Origin of the sequence: Flavonifractor sp. AGMB03687 (assembly GCF_017811815.1) — a bacterium.
In the GTDB taxonomy this organism is placed as follows: Bacteria; Bacillota; Clostridia; order Oscillospirales; family Oscillospiraceae; genus Flavonifractor.
This window is the reverse complement of record NZ_JADKZI010000001.1, coordinates 154,566-177,011: the sequence shown is the minus strand read 5'-3', so window position 1 is coordinate 177,011 and position 22,446 is coordinate 154,566. Positions and strand designations below refer to the sequence as shown.

The window sequence follows — 22,446 nt, the reverse complement described above, 5'->3', positions numbered from 1 at the left end:
TCAGATCCCCAGAAGCTGCCGCTTCTTGGCCACAAATTCTTCCTCCGTCAGCACACCCGCATCCAGCAGGGCCTTGTACCTCTGAATCTCATTCACAGCATCCGCCGGCGCCGCCGCACCGCTCTGCGCGGTCTGCGCTGCGGCGGAGGAATTGAGATGTATTTCACCCGCAGTGGGATCCATCATGCGCATCAGCTTGGAGGCCATCAGATGCAGTTCCTCCGTCTGCTCCCGGTAGCTTTTCAGATAGTCCTCCGCACGGGGGTAGTCCCTGTCAAATTCCGGGCCGGAGAACTCGTCCTCGATTTTCTGCCAATAGGGGTGGTCCAGCATGATCTCAATACGGAATTTCTGCATCGGCGCAGGCCCTTCAAAACGGGGGCGGTACAGGTCGCTGGCACGTTGGCGGTCCCGGCGCTCCTCGCTGCTTTCATCCATACAGTTCCGCAGGTCTTCCATGGCCTCCCGGCGCTCATACTCCTGCTTGTGCATATGGAACTGCGCGATGATCTGCGCCATACCGTTCACCCGGTCGGGAACGCTGCTGGCGTGGCAGCTCAGCACCCCGTCGCCGCTTTCAAACAGGGTTTCGCCATCCTCTGAAATACGGAAGGACTTCAGATCCTTCCCCTCAAAGACCCAGCCGCGGTTCTCCTTGGCACGGAGGAGACCGTGAGCCTCATCCACATACAGCGTGCCGCTCCAAAAGCCGATATGAAATTGATAACTGCTTTGAAACTCACTCTGAAGGCGCTTGTTGTCCGCAAATGCGGCGAGGTACTGCCTGAAGTCGGAGAGGGACATCCTGTTTACCGCACCGTCCGGCAGGTCGATCTGGCTGTCGCATTCCTTACAGATGGGCTGCCCCTCGATTTTGGTCGCCAGCAGACGGGGCGTTGGGCTGCCGCAGATGGGGCACAATTTTTTGTTGTTGCTGAATAATCCCATAGTACGCTCCTCCCCACATCAGCAAATGGCGACAGGTTCCCTGCGGGCGGCGCTCTTGAGTACCTGACACATCCGTTCCAAATCGCCGCCAAAGCCGCCAAAGCCGTAAATGTCATCAGGGCTGTTGAAGTAGATCTCGATCTTCAGATCCGGCCAGTAGGGCTCCGTGGTGGTGAGCACAAGGCGAAAATAATCGTTGCTGTTCTTATCCTTATCCAGTATTTTTGCAATGCCAGACAGGGCGGAAAGGGTGCTTTCCAGTGCCGTTGCGCCGGGCGTATCGGAATCATCCACTTTCTGATTCAGCCGGTACAGCTCATACCGGGTGATCTGATCAAAGGAAAACACCACGGGATTATCCGAATCATCCATATCCGCATCGATGAGATACAAAAAACCGGCGCCGGGATCCACGCCCATCTTCGTGCCGCGGGCATCGTACTCTGCCTCCCAGTGCAGCGCGTTGTATTTCAGGGCATTCTCCCTGCGATATTCCAGATGTTCCTTTATAAATTCCGGCGTTGCGTCCTTCAGCAGCTCCTTTGCCATAGAAACCTGGGCAGAGCAATCCTTGCACAGAGCCTTCTTGCCGCCGATTTTTTTGTGAAACAGTCCCTTGACCTCGCCGCCGCATATCGGGCAGGCTTCTTTCTTGTGAAACAGTCCCATCATGTTCCTCCTATCACATTCAGTTATCTTCAGCGGATCCCGCCGCTGCCTCCGCCGGAGAAACCGCCGCCTCCGCCAAAGGACACCCTGCCGCCGCCGCCCGATCTGCGGTTCGGTGCTCTGCGCAGTTTTTCACGGCTGTACGCACCGTACATCACGCCATTGTAACAGCCGGTATAACGGACATAACGGCGATATTGATTTAACTGGGGAAGCTGATCCGGATATAGCTCCTGAATCTGTGCCTCCAGCTTGTCTGCGATGCCCAGCATCAGGGCATATACCATATAATCCTGCCAGATGACCGCTTCCTTGACGCCCCGTTCGTGGATCAAAGAGAAATCCAACAGGAAATGCTTCAGGCCGTATATCTCGTCCAGCTCCTGCTGCCCTTTTTTTGTCAGATCCTTGTCGTGATCCAGAACAGCGCCTTTCAAACAGCTGCTCCTGATCAGCGTCTGCTTGCCGCTGCGCTCACAGGACTCCATAAAGCGGGACAGGGGGACGTAGTTCTGCCCACAGTAGTGCTCCAGCTCGTTGGGGTCCAAAACGCCGTCCGCTCCGGCAGCAGCTTTCAGAATGGTGTAGAGCGCGTCATCGTACACATTTCCGCTCTGAGGCCCATGGCTCAAACGCAAACGGACTGGTTCCGCATCGTTGGAATCGTCTGTGCTTTCCATGCAGCCCTGGCTGATCAGCCGCATAAGATAAGCGCCCAGCAGGGCGTCCTCTTCACACAGGCCGCTGCAAAGGCCCAGCTGATAGGTCACATTCAAATCGCCGCCATTGGGCGCGTCACGAAAGTAGCCGACCCGCTCCATTCGCTTTTTTCTCTTGGCTTTTCCCACTTTTACGAGCAATACAACCAGCAGAAGGATGAGCAAAACCAGTGTGAGAATGATAGCGGCAAACAGCAGGAGATCCCCTGCCGTAAGGGGTTCGTCATCCCATTCCGCATCCTCACCGGCTCCATAGTCGCTGCCCGCAAGGGCGCGCTCCTTCACCGCTTCAAAGCTGTCCTCCACGACGCGCACGGGTGAGAGGACGCCCTTTTCCAGAGCCACCATAACGGTCATGTGCGCTCCGCTTTCCAGCGGCGCTTCGCTCCACGCCCGGATAACGCCGTCCTCAAACTGGATCTGCCCGTCAAAGCCAAAGGCCCAGATGTCACAGATCTCGTCCGTCAGCGGCGTGCCGTCCTGGTTGCGGATGGTCAGCGTCACATCAGTGGGGAAAAAGTTCATCTCGTCCACAAAGCGGTGGTTGAAGCCGTCTGCGTCGGAGTAGTTTCCCACCAGATCATGGAGCACATATTCAATGGTATAGCGGTTATCCCCGTATTCGCTGACGCCCCAGCATAGCTCCACGCCCTCGCCGGTCTCAAGAATCCCGCAGCGGTTCGCCTTCTCCTCAAAGGAAGCGTCCACGTCCCAGTCCTCCACATAGACATAGGGGCCGTTTTGGTCGGAGACGGAAAAATCGGTGATGGTCAGATAGCCGCTGTCCCTGCATCCGAGATAAAACTCTGTTCCCTCATCGGCGTCGGTCGTCCAGGTCTGGATGATGTGGGCCGCGCCGTCGGGCCGCAAAGCCACATCGAGCTCCATCTCCGGCACACGGCTGGCCGCCAGAGCCGGCGTGCAGAGCAAGGCAGCGCAAAGGAAAGCCGCAATGATGACCGCAATCTTCTGTTTCATTGGCTCACTTCATACTGGGCACATCCGCCTTTTCTTCCACCGCCTCCAGATAGTCCCGCTGACGGAACCCGAACATGCCGCCCAGCAGGGAGGTGGGAAACATCCGCAGTTCCCGGTTCAGCCTGGTCACACTGTCGTTGTAGATGAGGCGGCTGGTGCGCACCATTTTTTCATAGCTGTCCACGGCATCCATGCACTTTTTATAACTCTCGCTGGCCTTCAGCTCAGGATACCGCTCCGCCACCATGGAGATGCGGCCCAGGGCCTCGGAGATGATTCCCTCCTGCTTCAGCACATCGTCCGGGGTGGATGTGGCCGTGATGACGCTGCGCCGGGATTTGATGGTCTCGATCAGGGTCTGGGACTCGTGAGCGGCGTATCCTTTTGCCAGATCCAGCAGGGCGGTGAGCGCATCGAAACGGGAGGAGAGCTGCACCCCAATCTGGCTCATGGCGTTGTTGACATTCTCGTCCATGGCCACCAGCCTGCGCTGGACGCCGATCCCCCAGATCACGAAAATTGCGATCAGCCCGCCAATTATGATGAACGGCATAAAAATAGCCTCCTTCAAAACTCAAGGCGGATGCGGACTGGCGCATCCGCCTCAAGCAGAATCAAAATGACATCATGTATCGTTGTCTTGAATTATCCTTCGTTCTCCAGATATTCCTCAATGATGCCGTTGAACTCATTGCACGCCTCAACCATCTCGTCAAGCTGCTCCTGCGTCAGTTCGGCATCGCTCTCCAGCTGCTCACCGTACTGCGTGATCGCGTCGGCAATCGAATTCATGTAGTCGATGTCTTCTTCACTCCAGCCGCTCAGATCTTCATTGGTGATCTCCACAAACTTGTTGTAATTTTCGGCAAGTTCGTTGTAGGCGTCGATGGCGGGCTGCTTATCCGGGCCGCTGCCGCCGCAGGCCGCCAGGGAGAGGCACAGCACCGCTGCCAGCAAAATGGTAAGTAGTTTTCTCATGTTTGTATTCCTCCTGTATTTCATACAGCCGTTTGGCTTATCTGTATCATAAGCCCCATGAACAAAAAAAGGGGGCGCACGGCCTGAATCGTACGCAGAATGTACTGAATCGACCGCGCGCCCACCTTCAAAGGGACAGCCGCAGGAGAAATATTCCGTTGTTCGCCGAGAATGAGCAGATGCCGCCGTACCGCTTCACGATGGCGCAGATGCTCTGAACGCCCAGACCGTGACCGGGCCGGTTGGAGATGGGAACGCCGTTTTCAAACCGGACTGGTTCGGCGCAGGGATTGGCCACCTGCAAAAAGAGCCTGCTGTCCTGCTCATAGCCCCCCACCGAAATGACGGGGGGTGTTTCCGCAGCGGGCAGATTCTGACAGGCGTGAAGGGCGTTTTCCAACGCGTTGGACAGCAGCACGCACAGATCGCTGTCGGAGATCAGGAGAAAGGGTGGGAGCGTCACCGCCGCGTTCAGGGAAATGCCGTCCCGGCTGGCGCGCTGCGCAAAGGCGGAGAGGATGAGATTTGCCGTATCGTTTTCACAGTACCATTGTACCTTCTGTGCCTCGATCTCCGCGCAGATGCCGGAGATATAGGCCTGTGCCCGCTCTGTCTGCCCCTCTTCGATACAGCCCGCCAGATATTGCAGGTGGTGACGCAGGTCATGGCGGTAGGCGCTGGCCTGCTTTTGGGACTGGCGCAGGGCATCGATCTCCCGGACAGCCTGGGTCACCTGCATCCCCAGACTGTTTTGCAGCTGCTGGAGCCGGTTCCGCTGCTCCTCCTCAGCCACATAATACAGAAGAAATGCCAGATATGCTCCACAGCAGACAAAGGGCATAAACTCCACCACCACAGGTCTGCCGCTGGTGAGAATGTCTGTGTAGACGACGGTTGCGTAGTCAAACACATAGTACACCGTTGGGATCACGCCGAATACCAGCTTCAGTTTGATGGAGTGATCCGCCAGCCTCCGGATGGACGGCGCGGCAAACCGCAGCAGCAGGGCAAGCAGCGGCAGCGTGACAACAAGCTCCACCACATCCTGCATCACATGGTCGCCGGAGGCCAGCGTCACCACAAACAGCGCAAGCCAGCGCCGGAGCTGGCAGCAGAGGTAGGCGGTCAGGACGGAAACCGCTGACCACCATGGCCTTTCGGTGAGTGAGGACATGAGCAGGATCAGGGGCAGGTGGATGATCAGCGGGTAGATCATCCGGAGAAATTTCCCATCCCATGTGGCATAGATCCAGCCCGACGCAAGGGGGATCACCACCATGCAGCACCAGAACGCCACCCGGTTCCGGCGGGAGTCCAGCGCGCCGCAGAAGCTGGCGGCCAGAATGCTCCCGAACAGACTCACCGCAACATCGTTCAGCAGGGAGACAGCCGTGCTCATACCATCACCCGCCTGTTCCGGAAGGCGTATTCCAGATATGTGTCCTTGACCTCATTATACTTCCCCCGTGGGAGCGGGATCTCTGTCAGACAGGACATGGTGACCGCCCGAGCGGAGATATTCCGGACATATTCCAGATTGACCAGATAAGAGCGGTGGGGCCGCAGGAAGCACCGGTATGGCTCCAGCTGGGCGCTCAAATCGTCCAGACTTCCGATGCTCTCCAGCACCTTGCCGGAGGTCAGGTGGAAAAACAGCGTCCGGTGGATGACTTCGCAGTATTCCAGCTCCTTCAGCCCGATTCGGGCAACACCGGTTTTGCACCGCAGGACAATGCTGTCCGACTGCTCCTTTTCACACGCCGCAAGGACGGAGTCCATCAGCCGGAAAAAGCCCTCCTTCCAGATAGGCTTTAACTGGTAAAAGTAGGCTCCCACTGCGTAGGACTGTACCGCGAACTCCGCCGAGGAGGTCAGAAAAATGATCTTGACTGCTTTGTCAAACGCTCGGATCTCTGACGCCGTGTCGATCCCGTTGACCCCCGGCATCAGGACATCCAGGAACAGAATGTCAAACCCGTCGCCGCGTTCCATCGAGTGGATCAGCTCCAGGGGGCTGTGAAACACGGCGCAGTCGAGCTCTTCGTCCCGATCCGCGCGGTATTGCTCCAGCAGCAACCGGAGCTCACGCAGTACGGCGCTGTCATCATCGCAAAATGCCACCTTTGTCACCGTATCTCTCCCCCCCCCTTTTTGCAGCACTCCGGCAGGACGCCCCCCAAAAAAAGCGGTCTGGTTTTTGAGGAAGCTGGTCTTGCGGAGATGGATATATTCTGCTACACTGTCACTATAATTCGCCCCTAAAGGGGCGAGTCAAGAGACTTTTTTCATAAAAGCAGGTGGTTATTGTGAAAAAGCATGGGGATAACCTGTTCAAAATCGGGGAAGTGGCAAAGATCCTCGGTGTGACCCGCAAGGCGATCCTGCTCTATGAGGATATGGGGCTGCTGACCCCAGCGGTCAAGGATGAGAAAAGCGGCTTTCGCTACTATACGGCGGATAATATGACACAGATCCGCTCTATCAAATCCCTGCAAGCTCTCGGCCTCTCTCTGAAAGAGGTGGCGGAATATTACTACGATACGGAAAATATGGATGCTCATTTACAGCGCCTCCTGGAACTGCGGGCGGGCCTGGACCGGAATATCCAGACCCTTCAGGCCCGCGCCGCCCGGCAGGGCGACCTGACCGTCCGCAGTACGGCGCTTCCCCGGCAGGTGTGCTTCTGCCGACGGTACCAGTGCCGGGACACCGCCGAGGCCGCAGTCAATCTGCGGAATACCTATATCGCCGCCGCCCGGACGGGGCTTATGTCCAGGACATTGAGATTTTTCACCATGCGCATGACGCCGGACCCCAATGTGCTGGATCTCATGTGCTGTATTCCCGTGGAGGAGCGCTTCGACGGGCCGGAGCGGGTGGAGTTTGCGGAAACGTCCGCACTGTGCATCTACTACCGGGGCCCCTATGAGGGGACAGGCGACGCTGTCCGGGCACTGGCGGCATATGTCCGGGAGCATGGCGTCCAGACCACTGGGCCGTTCCGCTCCATCTACCTGGAGGGGCCGCCCAACCGCGGTGAGAACAGCGGCGACTATATCACGCAGGTCGCCGTGCCGGTCAAGGATCTGCGGGGAGAGTAGCGTTGATGCTCACGAGTTTTTTGGAGAGACAATAAAGCAGGAATCTATCATTTTAACCCAATTGTAGAGTTGGGGCGGTCTTGAAAACCGCCCCAACTTTTTATCTTTGCGGGTGGATACCTTGCCCCACAAAGCCTGTATTTTCCCGTCTGGTTAAAGGCAGGCAGTTTTCGGAGATTTTCCTCCGAAAACCGCCTGCTGTTCCTAATCCTATTATCAACCCGGCGGGGCGAGCTGACCCGCCCCGCCAATGATCCGAGTATTACGCTGCGTCCGAAGCGTTTTTCAGCATCTGCACCATCTGCGCCCGGGTGCAGGGCGCATCGGGGGAGAACTTCCCGCCGCCGGTGCCATTGGTGATGTTCTGCTCATAGGCCCACAGCACTGCATTGCAGTAGTAGGTTCCGGCGCTCACATCAGAGAAGGGTGTTGTTCCCGTAACCTCGGGGGAGCCGTTGGCTCGCCACAAGAAAGTGGCCATCTGCGCCCGGGTGCATGGGGCGTCTGGGGAGAATTTCCCGTCGCCGGTGCCGCCGGTGATGCCCTGTTCAATAGCCCACAGCACTGCATCATAGTAGTAGGCATCGGCACTCACATCGGAGAAGGGACTCGTCGTGCCAATCTCGGGGGTGCCGCTGGCCCGCCAGAGGAAGGTCACCATCTGCGCCCGAGTGCAGGAGACGTTGGGACTGAAGGTGGTGTCCGACGTGCCGGAAGTGATTCCCTGCTCCACCGCCCATGCTACCGCACCGGCGTACCAGGAATTTGCGGGTACATCGGTGAAACCCATGACCTGTTCGGTGTGGACCAGCAGGTAGCGGGAGAGGTGGTCGGTCTCAAAGACGAAGCAGCCGCTTTTGGCGTCATAGCTGCCGCCCTTGTTCTCAATGGAGCCGTTGTCCCGGATGTACCAGACCGCCAGCGTGGACGTGTCCTCGCCCTTCTCAGGGATGTAGGGGATGGAGATGGTCAGCCGCCCGCCGTTGAAGGCGGACTGCTTCACCGTCCCGACCACGATGTCCACGTCCACCACCACGGCCACCTGAGCCAGCGCGCTGACGGCCTCCTGCTGGGCATCGGTCAGATTGGCCTGCTGGACGGAGACGGTCACGGTTTTGCCGGAGGCGATGGATTCCAGCGCCGCTTCGTCCAGTTCCACGGCGCCATCAGGGAGCCGGATCGTCAGTCTTGTGTCCTCAGCATCTTCGGTTTTGGCAATGATCGAGGCGGGCAGCTTCACGCTGTCTACCTTGGAAAGCCCGGAGAGATCTACCGTCACTGACTTTGCCCCATCGGCAATGACTTTGTCGATTTCCTTTCCGCTGACGGACACAGTGGCGGTGCTGCCGGAGATCGTGGCGCTGAGTTTGGCTCCGCCATGGTCGGAGGACACTGGGATCGTGACGGACGGAGTAGAAGAACCGCCGCCTCCGCCGCTACTGCTCCCACCGCCGCTGCTGGGCAGCTTGGGAATGACCATACCGGAGGCGATTTTCTCACCACAGCCTAAGCAATAGGTATCACCGGTATAACCTTCGGTGGTTGTGGTTGCTTCTTTTTGATTCCGCACTTCTGTTCCACCCGTATGGTTACTCGGATTCTTTTCTCCGTAGGACTGTCCGCAGATGGAACAGTTCGCCGGAGCCTTGCAGGTGGCGGCAGTGCCCGGGGTGTGGTCTCCGGTCTCCTTGTGGGAACCGTCGTTTTGACAGATCCGCTGATGCTGGGTCTCACTTACTTTCTCCCACGCACCCCAGTTATGGTTCAGAGCCGGACTGGTGATCTCTGTGAGTTCTCCTTTCCCTTCAGAATCTGAGAAATTCTTGTTACAGACAGAGCAGTGCCAGTATTCCACATTGCCGGGAGTGGTACAGGTAGCGTCCACTGCGGGAGTATGGGTCAGTGTATGGGGTGCAAGTTCTCCATACACCATATGGCAGACGTCGCAGACTGCCTGCGCCTCACAGGTGGCGGAACCACCGGAACAATTTGTGGTTTCTGTATGACTGCTGTCGTTTTTGCAGGTATGGGTATGCGTTCCATTTCCATTGGATTCCCACGCATTCCAATCATGGTTATTGTTAGCGGGTGTGATTTCATAGCCGCACGCCGTACAAGTCTGCGGGGTGGTACAGTTGGCCGGAGTGCCTGGAGTATGGGCGGCGGTTTCGGTATGGCTCTGATCCCGCCGACAAGTGCGGGTATGCTGCTGGGCGTTGCTGGTGTTTTTCCATTCGCCCCAGTCATGACCCAGCTCTTTCCCGTAGGAACCTCTACAGCTTGTGCAGATAGCTGCGTTCGTGCAAGTGGCGGAGCCGCCGGAGCAGTTTTCTGTTTCCGTATGGCGGCTGTCCCGCCGACAGGTGCGGGTATGGGTGCCGTTGCCATTGGAAGTCCACGCACCCCAGTTATGGTTCAGAGCCGGACTGGTGATCTCTGTGAGTTCTCCTGTTCCTATAGAATCCGAGAAATTCTTGCCGCAGACAGAGCAGTGCCAGTATTCCACATTACCGGGTGCGGTACAGGTGGCATCTACGGCATCATGCTTTGTTAATGTATGGCCTCCCAGCTCCCCGTAGGCAGTTTGGCAGGTGCTGCATACCGCCTTTGCGGTACAGGTCGCTGTGCCGCCACTGTGCTCTGCTCTGTCAAGTTCCGCACCGCACTTTCCACAGACAGACCAGTGATGCGTTTCATCATGCTGCAAGGTTTTATCTCCGTCGTGGGCACAGGTGCTCACAGTAAAGGGCTCACTGTAGCACTTATAGCCGTCGCTCGTTACAATCTGGACTTTATACGAAAAGGTCTGGCCTGCGGGCAATTTGGTAATGGAGAGCGTCTGGCTGTCGGCACCGGTATATTTCTCAGTCAAGCCTTGCGTAATAGAAGGATTCGTAAGCCAACGCCACTCATCATTGATGGATCTGCACCAGATATAGGTCAGGCCTGCACTCTCATCGGGTGTGACCGACACTGTCAGCGTCACAGAGGTGCTGTCCTTTGCGTCGAAGGTACTGCCGGAGTAGCCCATCTCGCTGTTCGGATAGACCTTTGTGCTTTTGATGGGCGCTGGCGTGACAGTTACATTGCCTACGCTGCCAGTGCCATCATCCCATGTGCCTTCGCTTGTTTTATAGCCATATCCATCCGCCAGATATTCATTCGCCGGAACATAAGGTCTACCCCATTCAATCTTTTTATATGCGCCGCCGCTCAGGCTGGCGCTGCTGCCATCGTTTTTTACGGCCAGCCCCATGTATGAGCCGCCGCCCAGCTCCAGCCTGCCGCCGTTCTCGGCCGTGATGTAGTTGATATTGACCGTGGAATTTTTCACCACAGCGCTGCTGCCACTGGCCGTCACATCCCGGATCGTACCTGTGCCGGTGACCGTCAGCTGGATGCCTTTTATAGTGATTATCAAACCAGAGGCTTTTTTGCCATTCACGTCCAGCGTTACCGGCCCATGGGTCAATTCATAGGACGGAGCATCTGTCTTAACATCCTGATACAGCTTGAGCGTCTTTTCACCGTTTCCCTCATTGACCGCCTTGATGGCCGCGTCAAGGGTCAAATACCAGCTTGTTTCATTGCCGGCAGTCAGGGAGGCCGCCATCTGCTTCTGACAGACACTGCAAATGCCGGTTTGCTCATCCACAGTGTGGGTATGGGTCTTCACAGTCACATTGTTAAGTTCTGAAACTCCGCTGCCCGATATGGCGTTACCGCTCTGATCGTAGTAAGCCGCACCGTCCGCCAGCAGGCTGCTGAGCACGCCGGAATCGGCTGTGCTCAGCTTAGTGAAGCTGCCTCCGGCAAGCCAAGCTGTGCCGCTGCTATATAAGTAAAGATCGGCAAAGGAGCCGCCGGAGACCGTCCCCTTCGCACCGCCGCTATATTTCACTCTATCAAGCTTGCCGGTTCCGGTAAAGCTGCCGCCGTTCACATTCATTGTTCCGTCGCCCTCGACGACAACCGCAGCACGAAAGCTGCCGCCTTCCACAGTCAGCGTACCTTTAGTCACCGTAACATCTTCACCAAACGCAGCTGAGTCCTTCACCACTGCCGTACCGCCGTCCTCGACCTTCAGGTATTGATACGCACCGCCGCTGAAGACCGCCTCTGCGCCGGAGGAAGCAGTCACCATGCCCAGGTAGGTGCCGCCCACGAAAGACGCCTTGCCGTTGATGGTGATATGACGGAATTGACCGGTTTTGAAGGTCACATCTGCGCCGGCGGCGATGGTCGTAGAATTGATGAGATGCTCTCCGCCGTCCACAGCAAGCTTTCCGGTCAGGGTGACACTCTTAATGCCGATACCGCCGGTGCCATCGTGTACATCACAGAGCGGCATCAGGGTCGCATCAGTGTACTCTTCGGCGCTCCAGCCGTTCAAGGTCTGGATGGCCTCTACATAGCCGTCCCCGTTTTCGATACCGCTGTCCGCCGGGAACCAGGCCGTTCTTGTTTTGCCATCGGAAGCAGTGGCTGTTATCTTAACGACCAGCACCTTGCCGCATTTGGAGCACACAGGCTTTTCTACCGTATCATTGTCACACTGATGGACGCACTCCGGGAACTGCACCTTGTACGCTGTATAGCCGGTCAGTTCGGAGATTTTTTTCGTCTTGGGAACGATGCTCCATATACCGCCCTTTTCGCCGTACAGTTCGCACTTTGCATGGTTGGTTTCCAGCAGGCCGCCGACGGTAAGGTTCTGGTCAGCATTCTCGGCCAGCGTAATTGTTTTGACAGTGCAGCAGTGGGCGTTATCCTTCCACAACTTCACGCTATAACCGGTTCCATTACCCTTTCCCAGGAGCAGTTCCTGAATCGTACCGGTGTAAGCTTCCAGCGCGCCGCCGGTCTGCAGCTCCACGCGCGAAATCTCGCCGGTGTAGGAGTCGTCAACCGCCAGCGTTCCGTTGGACCTAACCGAAAACTTGACATTGAGCGTCTGCGTTCCGCCGCCCTCGCTGGAATCCTTGACCGTCAGTTTTTCGTTGACATTGAAGAACTTATCCCCGCTGGTGATCGTCTTTCCATGCAGATCCAGCGTTATAGTATCGGAGGCGGAGCAACTTCCATTAAGGTTCACATCCCGCATCAGTGTTATCGTGCTGCCATCCCACGCATTCTGAAACGCCTTTGCAAGCGTCTGATAATAGGCGCTCTCGCCTATACGTGCATCGAACTGCGTATGGCACTTTTTGCAGGTGTAGCCGGTATCGTCCATTTCATGTTCGCAGAGGGAGAGATAGACCTTGCCGTCCTCGCCCAGACTGGTCACGCTGTCGGCGGCGTCCGCCTTGAAGTTCTCGGCGCTGAGCGTCACGCCGCTTGCCGGTTCGGCAATCAGGAGACTGCCGCCGGCATTGGGCTTTATGCCTTCATACACGCCCACACGGATGACCGAATCCTCACTCAATTCGCCTGATACAAGAATGGGCAGCTTCCAATCATTATTGGCGTAATAACCGGCCTTCACCAAGCCGGAAACAGTGAGCTCAGGAGCTGAGCTTTCCTGTCCGCCGTAGTAAACGTCATATCGATTGTTGTCGGTAACGGTAGCATCGGTGAGGGTAATAGCGCCCTTTCCATAGATGCCGCCGCCCTCGAAGGTGCTGTTGTTTCCGGTGATCGTCACACCCTTGACGGTTACCCCTCTCTCCGAATAAATGCCGCCCCCGTGGCCATAACTTGTATTCCCCGTGGCGGACGCCTTGTTGTCGGTGATCGTGGCGTTGGAGATCGAAACATTGCCGGCGTTAAAGTGGATATAGATGCCGCCGCCGTTGCCGTTGGTGGCCGTGTTGCCGGTGATGGTGCCGCCGTCCATGGTGAAGCTGCACTTCTCACCCACATAGACGCCGCCGCCACCGCCGTCAGACGCACCCGCAGTGTTATCGGAAATGGTTCCGCCATGCATGGTGAAGCTCGGCGGGGCGATATGATTCGTCGTGCCGACAAGGAACACACCGCCGTAGTCTTCATTACCGGTAATCGCTCCACCATACATGGTAAAGGACGAGCCGGTCTGATAGGTGCCGCCCTTTTTACCGACCTGCACGCCGCCGGTGATCGTGCCGCTGTACAGCTCCAATTTGCCGCCATTGACGAGCACTTCGCCTTGAACCTTGCCGCTGCCGATGCAGTCGGTCAGCGTCAGCGTCGCGCCGCTGCCGACCGTGATACTGCCGGAAATCGTCTGCCCATTTAGGCAGAGGTTGACCTCGCCCGTTGGCACAGTCCAGCTCCCCGACACAGATTGCGTCAGGTAGTAGTTACCAGCAGAATCAGGCAGGGAATCGGCAGCTATCCATGTTGCAGCAGTGTCATGTTCGTGTCCGTTGACATCTCCATTCCCGCCGCAGACGCAGTGGGTATGTACATCGCCGCTTTCATTAGGGTCGGTATGATATCCGCCGCTTCCGGCGCTGTTCTGCGGATAGGTTCCGAAATAAACGCTGCTGGCCTGCCCGCCGCTGATGTTTGCGGCCGTTCCGCCGTCCACAAGCTGTATCGCCTTGCCGGTGTCTGCTCCGGCGGCGAATGCCGTCTGCGAAACCGTGGAAATCATCAGCGCGGCGGAGAGCAGCACAGCGGCAAACCGTCTCCAGTTTTTTCTTATGTGCTTCATCAGATCGCCTCCATATAAAAATGTGGCACAAGAGGGATCAGCCCCCGGAGGGACCCCTCCGGGGGCAAGGGGGTTCCCCCTTGCCAATGGGTTTTGCGTGTGGTCACCCGGCGCTGCCGGGCGGGCCCAGGATGCGGTGCAGGGTATTTTCCGGCTCGCCCCGGGGCAGGGGCTTGACCAGAAATCCGTCCGCCCCCATGCGCTGACTGCGGGGGGCAAAATCCGCATCCTGGGTCACCCACAGCACCCGGACTCCGTGGCGTATATGCCGGGCGTAGTCGCAGTAGTTCATGCCGTCCGCCCCGTCAACCGCCACCACTGCCAGGTCGCAGGGACCGCCATGCTGCAGGTAGTATGCCAGCGTCACCCCGTCGGAAAAGGTTTTTATCTCTCCCCATGGGGACAGCACCTCCCTCCAGAAGTTTTCCCAGCTGTCACAGATCAGCGCGATCATCCCATCGCCTCCCATCGTTCTTTTACTCCACACCGACGCAGGCCATCGGCCAGTTCCTGATCGGTACAGTTCAGAGGAAGCAGCATGGCCACCCCTAAGTCAAAGGCCGCCAGGCCGAATTTCTCGTCGTCGCTGAGCCACAGCAGGGGCAGGTCGTCGGACCGCTCCCGCAGGGCCGTGGCCAGTTCCAGCCCCCGCGCCCCCTTCATGACCACCACCCCGGCATCATACCGGAAACCGGGGACGGAGCGGATTTCCTCCGGGCGGTAGAACTCGTCAAACTCCAGCGCCGCCCAGGGCGCAGCCCGCCGCAGCCGCTGCTGCCACAGATCGGACTCCATAAACGGGGCACAGATGGCCAGCTTCATCCGGGCGCACCTCCTTCCACCAATTTTGAAAATAAAAAACACCAGGCTTTTCACAGTCTGGTGTCATCTATACGGTATCAGGTTGTCAAGAGGAGTGCAAGGTCTTTGGCACGAAGTGCATTTTTTTGGCGCGAAATACACGTCCAGGCCGGTGGATTTATGGTATACTGAAACTGGAATTTTATGCGGACGGGAGGGATCAATATGACGCCATACCGCATTGCCGTGGTGGACGATCTGGAGCGGGACCGGGCGTGGCTGGCGGAGAAGCTGGCGGACTATATGGCCCGGGAACGGTTGGAATACGAGTTGACTGCCTTTGCCAGCGGAGAAGCGTTCTCTGCGGCTCTGGAGCAGGGCCAGCGGTTCAATCTGGTGTTTATGGACATTTACATGGACGGCATCACCGGCATTGAGGCCGCCCAAACCCTCCGGGCCAGGGACATGGACTGCAAGCTGGTCTTTCTTACCACCAGCGAGGACTTTATGCGCCAGGGCTTCTCCCTCAACAGCGCCCACTACCTCATCAAGCCGGTGAAGGACGAGGACTTTGCCCAGGCCATGGCCAACTGCCGCCTGGGGCGGGCCCTCCAGGTACCCACCCTTGCCGTTACGGTGGAGGGGCGGACGCTGGAGGTGGACACCCGCCAGATCCGGTATCTGGAGGTACAGCAGCGCAGCGTGGTGCTGCACACCACCCGGGGAGACCTGCCCCTGGGCCGCAGCTTTTCCGCCGCGGCCGCCCCGCTGGAGCGGGACCGGCGGTTTCTCCTGTGTTTCAAGGGAGTGTTGGTGAACATGGACCACATCGCCGCCCAGACGGGGGACGAGCTGCGTCTGGACGACGGGAGCACCCTGCCCATCGCCCCCCGGCGCAGGCGGGAGATCCTGGCCCAATACAGGGCCTATATGTTTGGAAGAATGAGGGAACCGTAATGAGGAAAAGAAACAGAGGGAGCGCGCTGTTGTTGGCGCTGCTCCTGACCCTGGGCGGCGCTTGGCCCGCCTATGCCGCAGAACCTGAGACCCCGCCGCCTGCGGCCACAGAAGAAAGCGGCCTGCCGGAGGGTGGCCTGCCTGCGCCGGAACCAGAGGAACCCCCGCAGCCTGCGCCCATGATCTCCGCCGTCGTGACCGGCTTTGCCGGAGACGGGCTGCCCGCTCTGCCCGCCGTTACCCTCCCGGTGCGGCAGACGGGCAACAGCGACGACGATCTGGAGCTGCTATACCGGCTGGCGGTTCAGCATCAATCGGTGACCGCCCTTGTGACGGAGGGGGAGGAGAACCGGCAGGAACCCCTGGGCGTGGCCTGGGATTTTGGCGACATCGACCAAACCAAGACCGGGACTTATCAGGCGGTGGGACGGATCGAGCTGCCCGAGGGCTACGTCCTCGCCGAGGGTGTGCCGGGGGCACTGTACATCCCGGTCACGGTGGAGGATCAGTCCCCGGAGGTCATCACCGCAGTGGAATCCTGGTACCCCTATACTGACGCATTTGCCCTGCCCCTGGGCAGTGATTTGGAGGTTCTGGAGGAGAAATTTTGCTTCTCCCCCTATACCCTCCAATGCGAAACGGAGAGTGGGAAAACCGTGACCGCTGCCATCGAGTGGGACTTCTCCGGCGTGGAATTCCAGACCGTGGGGGTCTATCTGGCGGTGGGCACGGTGCTCCTGCCGGAAAACACGGTCTTTGGGGATGGGTTTGTTCTGCCCCAGATCACCGTTCCCGTCTCCGTCCAGCAGCAGGGCAGGCCGGAACTCAACTGCCTTCTGGCCGCACGGGGGGCGCTGGTCTTTCCCTGGGTGGCCCCACCCGGTGATCTGGCTGCTGTGCGCGTATGGCTGTCGGAGGATGGCGGGCCGTGGGAGGAGATTACGGACGGAGCCTACTGGGATGAAACCCAGCTGTCCCTGTTCACCGATCTTCTGAATACGGGGTGCCATTACCGCATCCAGGCCGACTACGATGGCGGACAGACGGGAATCTTATCCTTTCTCTACGCCGACGAGATCGTGCTGGAGGGCTACCACGACGGGGACCGGGACGGCGGGGACACCGGCGGAAATCCGCCCCAGGACATCGTCCAGCCTCCCGCTGACACTGGGGATGACCGGACCGACGCCGCCCCGGAGCCATGGGAGCCGGAGGAGGATGACCCGCCCCGCCGCCCGGAGCCGCCAGAGGAAGATCCGGAGGTTTCAAAACCGGAGCCCTCTCAGGAGCGGGTGACGGAGACCGAAAGCCTGCTGTCCGGGGCCCGGGTGCTGACCATGGCCCAGGTGAGGCCGGTGCGCTTTTCCAAGCAGGGGGTGACCCTCACCCTGTCTGACGCCGCCTTAGACGTTCTTTCCCTCCGTGCTGACAGCGTCTTTTACATCGAGTTGTTTCCCACGGAGGACGGCTTTTCCCTCACTGTGGAGGTGGACGGGCGAGGAATATCCGATTTGCCGGACTGTGAGGTGATGCTGCCGGTCACGCTGGAACAGGATGGAGCTGTCCTCGTGCTGACGGGGGAAGATGGTACGGCCGCTGCCGGAACACTGGATGCCGAGCGGGGCATCGCGGTCTTTCCCATCCGGCACACGGGCCGGTACACCCTGTCAGAGATGCTGACCCAGCAGCCGGAGACGGAACCTGTGCCGGATGCACTCCCCGCCGCCCAATCGGAGAAACCAGTCACAGCAGAGGAAGAAGCAGGGGCCTCCGTTCCCGCGCAGACGAAGCCCTGTGCCGTGTCCACACAGCCGTCTGACCCGTCGGAGCAGACCGCTGGGGAGCCTGCCGCCCTTTCGGACAGCCCGGAGCCCGAACTCCCGGAGCAGGCTCCTGCATCTCAGGAGCCTAAAGAACTGTCCGAGCCGTTTCTGCCTAAACGGGCAACAGTCCTCTCCGCTGCTCTGGTTCTCCCGGGCGGGGCGGTGCTGGTTGGCCTTGGAGCCCTTCTCTGGAGGAGGTGGCGGCGATGAAGCCTGTCCACCGTCAGCTGCTGGCCCTGCTGCTGGCCGTGGTGCTGGGCTCCGCCCTGTGCCTGAGCCTGTATGTCTGGGACAACAAATATACCCGCCCCGGAGCCCAGCCTATGGACGGCCTGCTGACCCTGACGGATGAGGAACTGGAGCAGACCGACCTCCACTTCCTCATCCACGGCTGGGCCTTCTACCCCGCCGTGCTTCTCACCCCGGAGGAGTGGGCTGCACACGGCACGGAGCACTACATGATCGATACCTCCATCGGGGAACGCACCCGCTTTGACCAGCCGGACGGGGTGACGCCCCACGGCTGCGGGACCTATGTGCTGACCCTGGAGCTTCCGGAGAAGCCCGCCCAATACGGTCTGGAGCTGCCGGAGATCTACTCCGCCTATCGGCTCTATCTCAACGGAAATCTGGAATTGCAGGTGGGGGAACCGGACTTGGAGCACTACCAGCCCCGCACCCAGAACCGCATGCTCACCTTTACAGGAAGCGGTCTCACCACCATCCTGCTGGCGGTGCGGGATGACTCCCATTTTTACAGCGGGCTGGTCTATCCCCCGGCCCTGGGCACACCCCTAGCAGTCAACCTCAGCCGGGGGCTGCGGTTGGGACTGGCGGTATGCGTAACGCTGTGCGGGGTATTGGGGGCGGCGCTGGCCGCCTATTTCGGTGTGCGGATGCGCCACAAAAACGCCCTGCTTTTCGCCCTTTTGTGCCTGGCAGGATCGCTGTTCACTGCCTACCCCATTCTGCACAGCGCCGCCGCCCTGCCACCCCGGCCCTGGTATGCCTTGGAGATCTCCGTGGGTTATGCCATGGTGGTGCTGGTGATAACGCTGCAAAACCGGCTCTGTCAGACCCGACGCCCAGTTGCCCTGACGGTGGAAATCGCGGGCTGGCTGTTTTGCCTGACAGCCCTCTGCTACGGACTGCTGTCTCCATACCTGACGATCCCGGTGATGAAAGTATTCTCCCTGCTGATTTTCTGCTTCAAGATTGGTTCCGCGGTCTATCTGTTGGGAGCGGCCCTCCGGGCGGTCCGGCAGCAGGTCCCCCAGGCTGCGCCGCTGTTTTTCGCCGCCGCCTTCTATGCAACGCTTCTTCTCTGGGACAGACTGCTGCCGGCCTTTGAGCCGGTGGTCACCGGCTGGTTCGGTGAGTGGGGCAGCTTTGCCATGACGCTGACCATTGGGTATGTCCTCTGGCGGGACATCGTCAGCGCCTACCGCTTCAATCTGGCCTTCGCGGCGGAGTACCGGCAGATGGAGCGGCAACTGGCCATGCAGGTGGAGTACGCCGACCAGCTCGCCCAGCGCTCCGACGAAAACCGACGGCTCATCCACGACTTCCGTCAGCACCTGCGTACCATCACGGAGCTGGCGGGACAGATTGAGAGCCGTCCGGAGACCGAGGAACACCGCCGGGAGCTGCTGCGCTATCTGGAGGATTTCCCTTCCGTTCTGGCACGGCGGCCCGGGGTGTCCCCCGGCAGTTTCTGCAACCGGGCGCCGGTGGACGCCCTGCTGCAATATTACAGCGCCGCCGCCCAGCGGCAGGAGATCCGGGCGGACCTGGCTCTGACCATTCCAGCGGGGGTCCCTCTGGGGGACGTGGAGTGGTGTACTGTTCTGGGCAACCTGCTGGAAAACGCCCTGGAGGCCTGCCAGCGCCAGAGCCGGGGGGAGCGGCGGCTGTCCCTCACCAGCCGGGCCACGGAGGGGACTCTGTTCCTTCTGGTGGAGAACACCTACGACGGGCGGTTTGACCGGTCGGAAGGACATATCCTCTCCCGCAAGGCAGGAGGTGTCCGCTGTGGCATCGGCCTGAGCTCGGTGCGGGAGACGGTGGAGCGCCACGGCGGGACAATGGATCTCTACCCCGGAGAGGATGTCTTTCAGGTGGGGATCACCCTGCCGATTCACAACAGATAATGAACACTCCAATTGGTAAAGAGAAGATTACTGTAACGCGCCCACAAACTTGTAGTAGATTGTGATGATTTTCTCCTTGCCGATGCGGTTGCGGCCTATCATGGGGGTATAGATGTTGATGCGGTTAATGAGTTCGTTGAGCATACTTTGCCATACATCGCAAAAGTTGCGAGGACATTGGATGTAATTTCTATTCCGCTCTCAATTTTCTTCTGCCTTAATCTCTCCTTAGAGTGGAATCTTCTGGCTGGTTCATCATGAACCTATCCTCGGTCCACCGCCAGGGCAAAATCTCCCCCTGGCGGTGGATCTTTTTATTTTGAATTCACACCAGCCGGTATAGATCGGAACTGAGACTCCCATTCTCCCGCCAGCGTGGCTCTCTGGTGAGCAGACCGGCTCCGTAGAGATCGTCCAGCGCCCGCTTGACCGTGGAGCGGGAGAGACCCAGTTCGGCGGCTATGGTCCGGATCCCCGACCGGCACCGCCCCTCACTGTCGACGTGATCTTTGAGATACATATAGACCGCTCTGGCCCTGTGGCTCAGATCGGAATGGTAGATATCCTGAAAATAAGCCATACACGATATAGTCAGATGAGCGGCAATCATGGCTCGATAATATTAAAATACAACTTCGGTGTGGTCATACTGGTGCACAGATCCTCAAACAGTGTCATATCTCCACTTTCTGTTGTAACAAGCTTAGCGATATTTTCCTGATCACTGTTTGCAATGGCGAGAATGCCGGTGCGGACGGTTGAGAGCGTCAAGTCGGCCTCCGCCGTGCCATCGTCCTTATAATACAGCAGGACGCCATGGTGGAGCTTCAGGAAATAATCCTCGCTGTCCGTGAGCTTAAGCCGGATGGTAAAGGACGTATCTGCAAGCTTTTCCGTATCGAGCATGATACCCATGTAGTCTAACATTGTCTGCGCATCCATGCCCTGCGCCGTCGTGCCGGCGCCGATGCTACTGACCTGTGGATAGCTGCCTGTACCGTTTCGCAGCTCATATGCTGCGGCGAGATACGCGTTGCGCCACGCGCCGGACTCCGCCTGATAGCCAAGCTGCTCGAGCGCGTCCGCGCAGAGATACCGCGCGTCCATATTTTCAGAGTCTGCGAAGACGAGCGTGTTTGTGATCTGCGCGACCCACTGGTATTCGCCCTTCTCATAGTCCGCGCGCGCCTGTTCGAGCACTTTTTCGGGATCGCCGAGATATTCGACGAGCTTTTTCGCGTATTCGCTCGGCTCCAGCTCGTTCAGGTGCACGGGATTCGCATCATACCAGCCCATGTATTTCTGATATACCGCGCGGACGTTGTGGCGAAGCGTGCCGTAATACTGCCGCGTGTACCAGACCTTATCCAAAGCCTCCGGCAACCCGATCGTGGCGGCGATCTCCGTCGCGGTGTAGCCCTGATTGATGTACAAAAGTGTCTGGTCGTGGATGAATTTATAGACAGCGGCGGTATTGGTTAGATATTCTTGCACCACATCGGCTCCCCAGTGCGGCCAGTTGTGTGACTGGAACACAACCTCCGCGTCCGAAAAGAGCGTCTGCGCCTGCGTGATGTACCGCGCCCAGTCGTTGGCGTCGCGTACCTCTGCGCCGCGCAACGTGTAGAGGTTGTGCATCGTGCCGGTGCAGTTTTCCGCCATCCAGAGCGCCTGTTTGTCCGGGAAATATGTGTTCATCTCCGCGGGAGACTCCGTGCCCGGCGTCAGCTGGAAGACAGCCTTCACGCCGTCAATTTCCGTTTCAAAGAGTGTGTCGGTGACCTCATATGTCGGTGCGAGATAGCCCGTGCCGCCCTGCACGACGGTCAGACCGATACCTACCGAAAGCCGTCCCTGCTCGCAGTACGGCAGGAAACTGCCGTACTGGTAGCTCGCGCGGCGCTTCATCGCCGTCCCGACCAAGACGTTTTCCTTCATGACCGCGTCAGCAAAGCCCTGCGGCACGATGATGGCTGTCTTGCCTGAGGCAATTTGCTCGTCCAGCGGAAGCGATGCGTCCGCCACATCTTCTGCGCCGATCAGCCCCTCGATGCCGCCGTAGTGGTCGACATGCGCATGACTAATAACGACAGCGACAATGCGGTCATCGCCCATCTGCTCACGGAAGAGCTTCAGTGCCTCGGACGCAGTATAGCGGCTGCTGCCGCAATCCATGATGATCCAGCCGTTTTCACTGCGGACGAAGGTGATGTTCGAAATATCATAGCCGCGCACCTGATAGATGCCGTCCGTGACCTCAAACAGGCCGTAACGGGCGTTGTACTGCGTGTTGCGCCAGAGGCTTGGGTTTGCAGACGTGGGCGCATCGCCGCTTTCCCGCACGAAGTCATACGCATCCTGCGACCAGATCGTCATGCCGTTTTCGGCCTGGATGACGAGCGAGTCCGGCGCGAAGATGAGGCCGCGGCCTGCAAATTCGGCCTCCTGCTCGTCGTCAAAATCGAGCAGCTGATAGACCTCAGCGTTGGTCTGCGCTGTAATTTCTGTTGCAGCTTTGCTTTCGGCATTCAGCGGTGTGGATTCTTTAGATGGCGCTTTGTCGCAAGCGGTGACAGAAAGCAGAAATAAGAACATGAATGCTGCCGCAATCATTCGTTTCATGGGCACTTCCTCCGTAATGAATATGATTGTTTAAAAGGAATCCGGCGTTCAAAACGCCGGATT

General features: G+C 58.6%; 17 protein-coding genes. 4 read left to right on the top strand and 13 right to left on the bottom strand.

Features of this window, described 5'->3' with window-relative positions; all coding sequences use genetic code 11:
* The 7 genes from J9789_RS16880 to J9789_RS00775 form a co-directional block, all read right to left on the bottom strand.
* Positions 1 to 948 carry an SHOCT domain-containing protein gene (locus J9789_RS16880; protein ID WP_245184972.1) on the bottom strand — a complete coding sequence of 316 codons (948 nt, stop codon included), beginning with the start codon at positions 946 to 948 and terminating at the stop codon, positions 1 to 3.
* 18 nt (positions 949 to 966) lie between these two features.
* Complete coding sequence (locus tag J9789_RS00800; RefSeq protein WP_209341354.1) at positions 967 to 1,620, bottom strand: hypothetical protein; 654 nt, start codon at positions 1,618 to 1,620, stop codon at positions 967 to 969.
* 26 nt (positions 1,621 to 1,646) lie between these two features.
* Positions 1,647 to 3,314, bottom strand: a complete 1,668-nt coding sequence (locus J9789_RS00795; RefSeq protein WP_209341353.1) for a DUF2207 domain-containing protein — start codon at positions 3,312 to 3,314, stop codon at positions 1,647 to 1,649.
* Positions 3,315 to 3,318: 4 nt separating this feature from the next.
* On the bottom strand, positions 3,319 to 3,867 hold the full coding sequence (locus tag J9789_RS00790; RefSeq protein ID WP_245184971.1) for a LemA family protein: 549 nt from the start codon (positions 3,865 to 3,867) through the stop codon (positions 3,319 to 3,321).
* Between the two features lie 92 nt (positions 3,868 to 3,959).
* Positions 3,960 to 4,292: a hypothetical protein gene (locus J9789_RS00785; protein ID WP_195446940.1), complete on the bottom strand. Its 333-nt coding sequence runs from the start codon at positions 4,290 to 4,292 to the stop codon at positions 3,960 to 3,962.
* 127 nt (positions 4,293 to 4,419) lie between these two features.
* On the bottom strand, positions 4,420 to 5,691 hold the full coding sequence (locus tag J9789_RS00780) for a GHKL domain-containing protein (protein WP_245184970.1): 1,272 nt from the start codon (positions 5,689 to 5,691) through the stop codon (positions 4,420 to 4,422).
* The gene (locus J9789_RS00775) at positions 5,688 to 6,422 is read right to left on the bottom strand and encodes a LytTR family DNA-binding domain-containing protein (RefSeq protein WP_209341352.1); all 735 of its coding nucleotides are present in this window, start codon (positions 6,420 to 6,422) and stop codon (positions 5,688 to 5,690) included. The genes J9789_RS00780 and J9789_RS00775 overlap by 4 nt, the downstream gene beginning before the upstream one ends.
* 176 nt (positions 6,423 to 6,598) lie before the next feature.
* Between J9789_RS00775 and J9789_RS00770 the strand changes: the two genes are divergently transcribed.
* Positions 6,599 to 7,393, top strand: a complete 795-nt coding sequence (locus J9789_RS00770) for a MerR family transcriptional regulator (protein ID WP_209341350.1) — start codon at positions 6,599 to 6,601, stop codon at positions 7,391 to 7,393.
* 262 nt (positions 7,394 to 7,655) lie between these two features.
* Here the strand turns inward: J9789_RS00770 and J9789_RS00765 are convergent, their stop codons facing one another.
* The 3 genes from J9789_RS00765 to J9789_RS00755 all read right to left on the bottom strand — a co-directional run bounded on the left by J9789_RS00765 (position 7,656) and on the right by J9789_RS00755 (position 14,852).
* Positions 7,656 to 14,030, bottom strand: coding sequence for an S-layer homology domain-containing protein (locus J9789_RS00765; RefSeq protein ID WP_209341349.1), 6,375 nt, complete (start codon positions 14,028 to 14,030; stop codon positions 7,656 to 7,658).
* A gap of 103 nt (positions 14,031 to 14,133) precedes the next feature.
* Complete coding sequence (locus J9789_RS00760; protein WP_209341347.1) at positions 14,134 to 14,484, bottom strand: response regulator; 351 nt, start codon at positions 14,482 to 14,484, stop codon at positions 14,134 to 14,136.
* Positions 14,481 to 14,852: a hypothetical protein gene (locus J9789_RS00755; RefSeq protein WP_209341346.1), complete on the bottom strand. Its 372-nt coding sequence runs from the start codon at positions 14,850 to 14,852 to the stop codon at positions 14,481 to 14,483. The genes J9789_RS00760 and J9789_RS00755 overlap by 4 nt, the downstream gene beginning before the upstream one ends.
* Positions 14,853 to 15,056: 204 nt before the next feature.
* Between J9789_RS00755 and J9789_RS00750 the strand changes: the two genes are divergently transcribed.
* Genes J9789_RS00750 through J9789_RS00740 form a run of 3 tightly spaced genes read left to right on the top strand, consistent with a single transcriptional unit; the run spans position 15,057 to position 19,761 of the window.
* Positions 15,057 to 15,788 carry a LytTR family DNA-binding domain-containing protein gene (locus J9789_RS00750; protein ID WP_209341344.1) on the top strand — a complete coding sequence of 244 codons (732 nt, stop codon included), beginning with the start codon at positions 15,057 to 15,059 and terminating at the stop codon, positions 15,786 to 15,788.
* Positions 15,789 to 15,817: 29 nt separating this feature from the next.
* Positions 15,818 to 17,821 (top strand): hypothetical protein, encoded by a 2,004-nt coding sequence (locus J9789_RS00745; RefSeq protein WP_209341341.1) that lies wholly within the window; start codon positions 15,818 to 15,820, stop codon positions 17,819 to 17,821.
* Positions 17,818 to 19,761, top strand: a complete 1,944-nt coding sequence (locus tag J9789_RS00740; protein WP_209341339.1) for a GHKL domain-containing protein — start codon at positions 17,818 to 17,820, stop codon at positions 19,759 to 19,761. The genes J9789_RS00745 and J9789_RS00740 overlap by 4 nt, the downstream gene beginning before the upstream one ends.
* 27 nt (positions 19,762 to 19,788) lie before the next feature.
* Here the strand turns inward: J9789_RS00740 and J9789_RS00735 are convergent, their stop codons facing one another.
* The 3 genes from J9789_RS00735 to J9789_RS00725 form a co-directional block, all read right to left on the bottom strand.
* A complete protein-coding gene (locus J9789_RS00735; RefSeq protein ID WP_209341338.1) occupies positions 19,789 to 19,905 on the bottom strand; it encodes a DUF4368 domain-containing protein in 117 nt (38 codons plus the stop codon).
* Between the two features lie 181 nt (positions 19,906 to 20,086).
* A complete protein-coding gene (locus J9789_RS00730) occupies positions 20,087 to 20,341 on the bottom strand; it encodes a helix-turn-helix domain-containing protein (protein ID WP_209341336.1) in 255 nt (84 codons plus the stop codon).
* 26 nt (positions 20,342 to 20,367) lie between these two features.
* The gene (locus J9789_RS00725; RefSeq protein ID WP_209341333.1) at positions 20,368 to 22,383 is read right to left on the bottom strand and encodes an alkyl sulfatase dimerization domain-containing protein; all 2,016 of its coding nucleotides are present in this window, start codon (positions 22,381 to 22,383) and stop codon (positions 20,368 to 20,370) included.
* Positions 22,384 to 22,446: the final 63 nt, after the last annotated feature.

Bases quoted from the DNA above. Each gene is read 5' to 3' on its own strand.
- J9789_RS16880 (WP_245184972.1), bottom strand. From the start codon at position 948: ATGGGATTATTCAGCAACAACAAAAAATTGTGCCCCATCTGCGGCAGC.
- J9789_RS00800 (WP_209341354.1), bottom strand. From the start codon at position 1,620: ATGATGGGACTGTTTCACAAGAAAGAAGCCTGCCCGATATGCGGCGGC.
- J9789_RS00795 (WP_209341353.1), bottom strand. From the start codon at position 3,314: ATGAAACAGAAGATTGCGGTCATCATTGCGGCTTTCCTTTGCGCTGCC.
- J9789_RS00790 (WP_245184971.1), bottom strand. From the start codon at position 3,867: ATGCCGTTCATCATAATTGGCGGGCTGATCGCAATTTTCGTGATCTGG.
- J9789_RS00785 (WP_195446940.1), bottom strand. From the start codon at position 4,292: ATGAGAAAACTACTTACCATTTTGCTGGCAGCGGTGCTGTGCCTCTCC.
- J9789_RS00780 (WP_245184970.1), bottom strand. From the start codon at position 5,691: ATGAGCACGGCTGTCTCCCTGCTGAACGATGTTGCGGTGAGTCTGTTC.
- J9789_RS00765 (WP_209341349.1), bottom strand. From the start codon at position 14,030: ATGAAGCACATAAGAAAAAACTGGAGACGGTTTGCCGCTGTGCTGCTC.
- J9789_RS00760 (WP_209341347.1), bottom strand. From the start codon at position 14,484: ATGATCGCGCTGATCTGTGACAGCTGGGAAAACTTCTGGAGGGAGGTG.
- J9789_RS00755 (WP_209341346.1), bottom strand. From the start codon at position 14,852: ATGAAGCTGGCCATCTGTGCCCCGTTTATGGAGTCCGATCTGTGGCAG.
- J9789_RS00750 (WP_209341344.1), top strand. From the start codon at position 15,057: ATGACGCCATACCGCATTGCCGTGGTGGACGATCTGGAGCGGGACCGG.
- J9789_RS00740 (WP_209341339.1), top strand. From the start codon at position 17,818: ATGAAGCCTGTCCACCGTCAGCTGCTGGCCCTGCTGCTGGCCGTGGTG.
- J9789_RS00735 (WP_209341338.1), bottom strand. From the start codon at position 19,905: ATGCTCAACGAACTCATTAACCGCATCAACATCTATACCCCCATGATA.
- J9789_RS00730 (WP_209341336.1), bottom strand. From the start codon at position 20,341: ATGGCTTATTTTCAGGATATCTACCATTCCGATCTGAGCCACAGGGCC.
- J9789_RS00725 (WP_209341333.1), bottom strand. From the start codon at position 22,383: ATGAAACGAATGATTGCGGCAGCATTCATGTTCTTATTTCTGCTTTCT.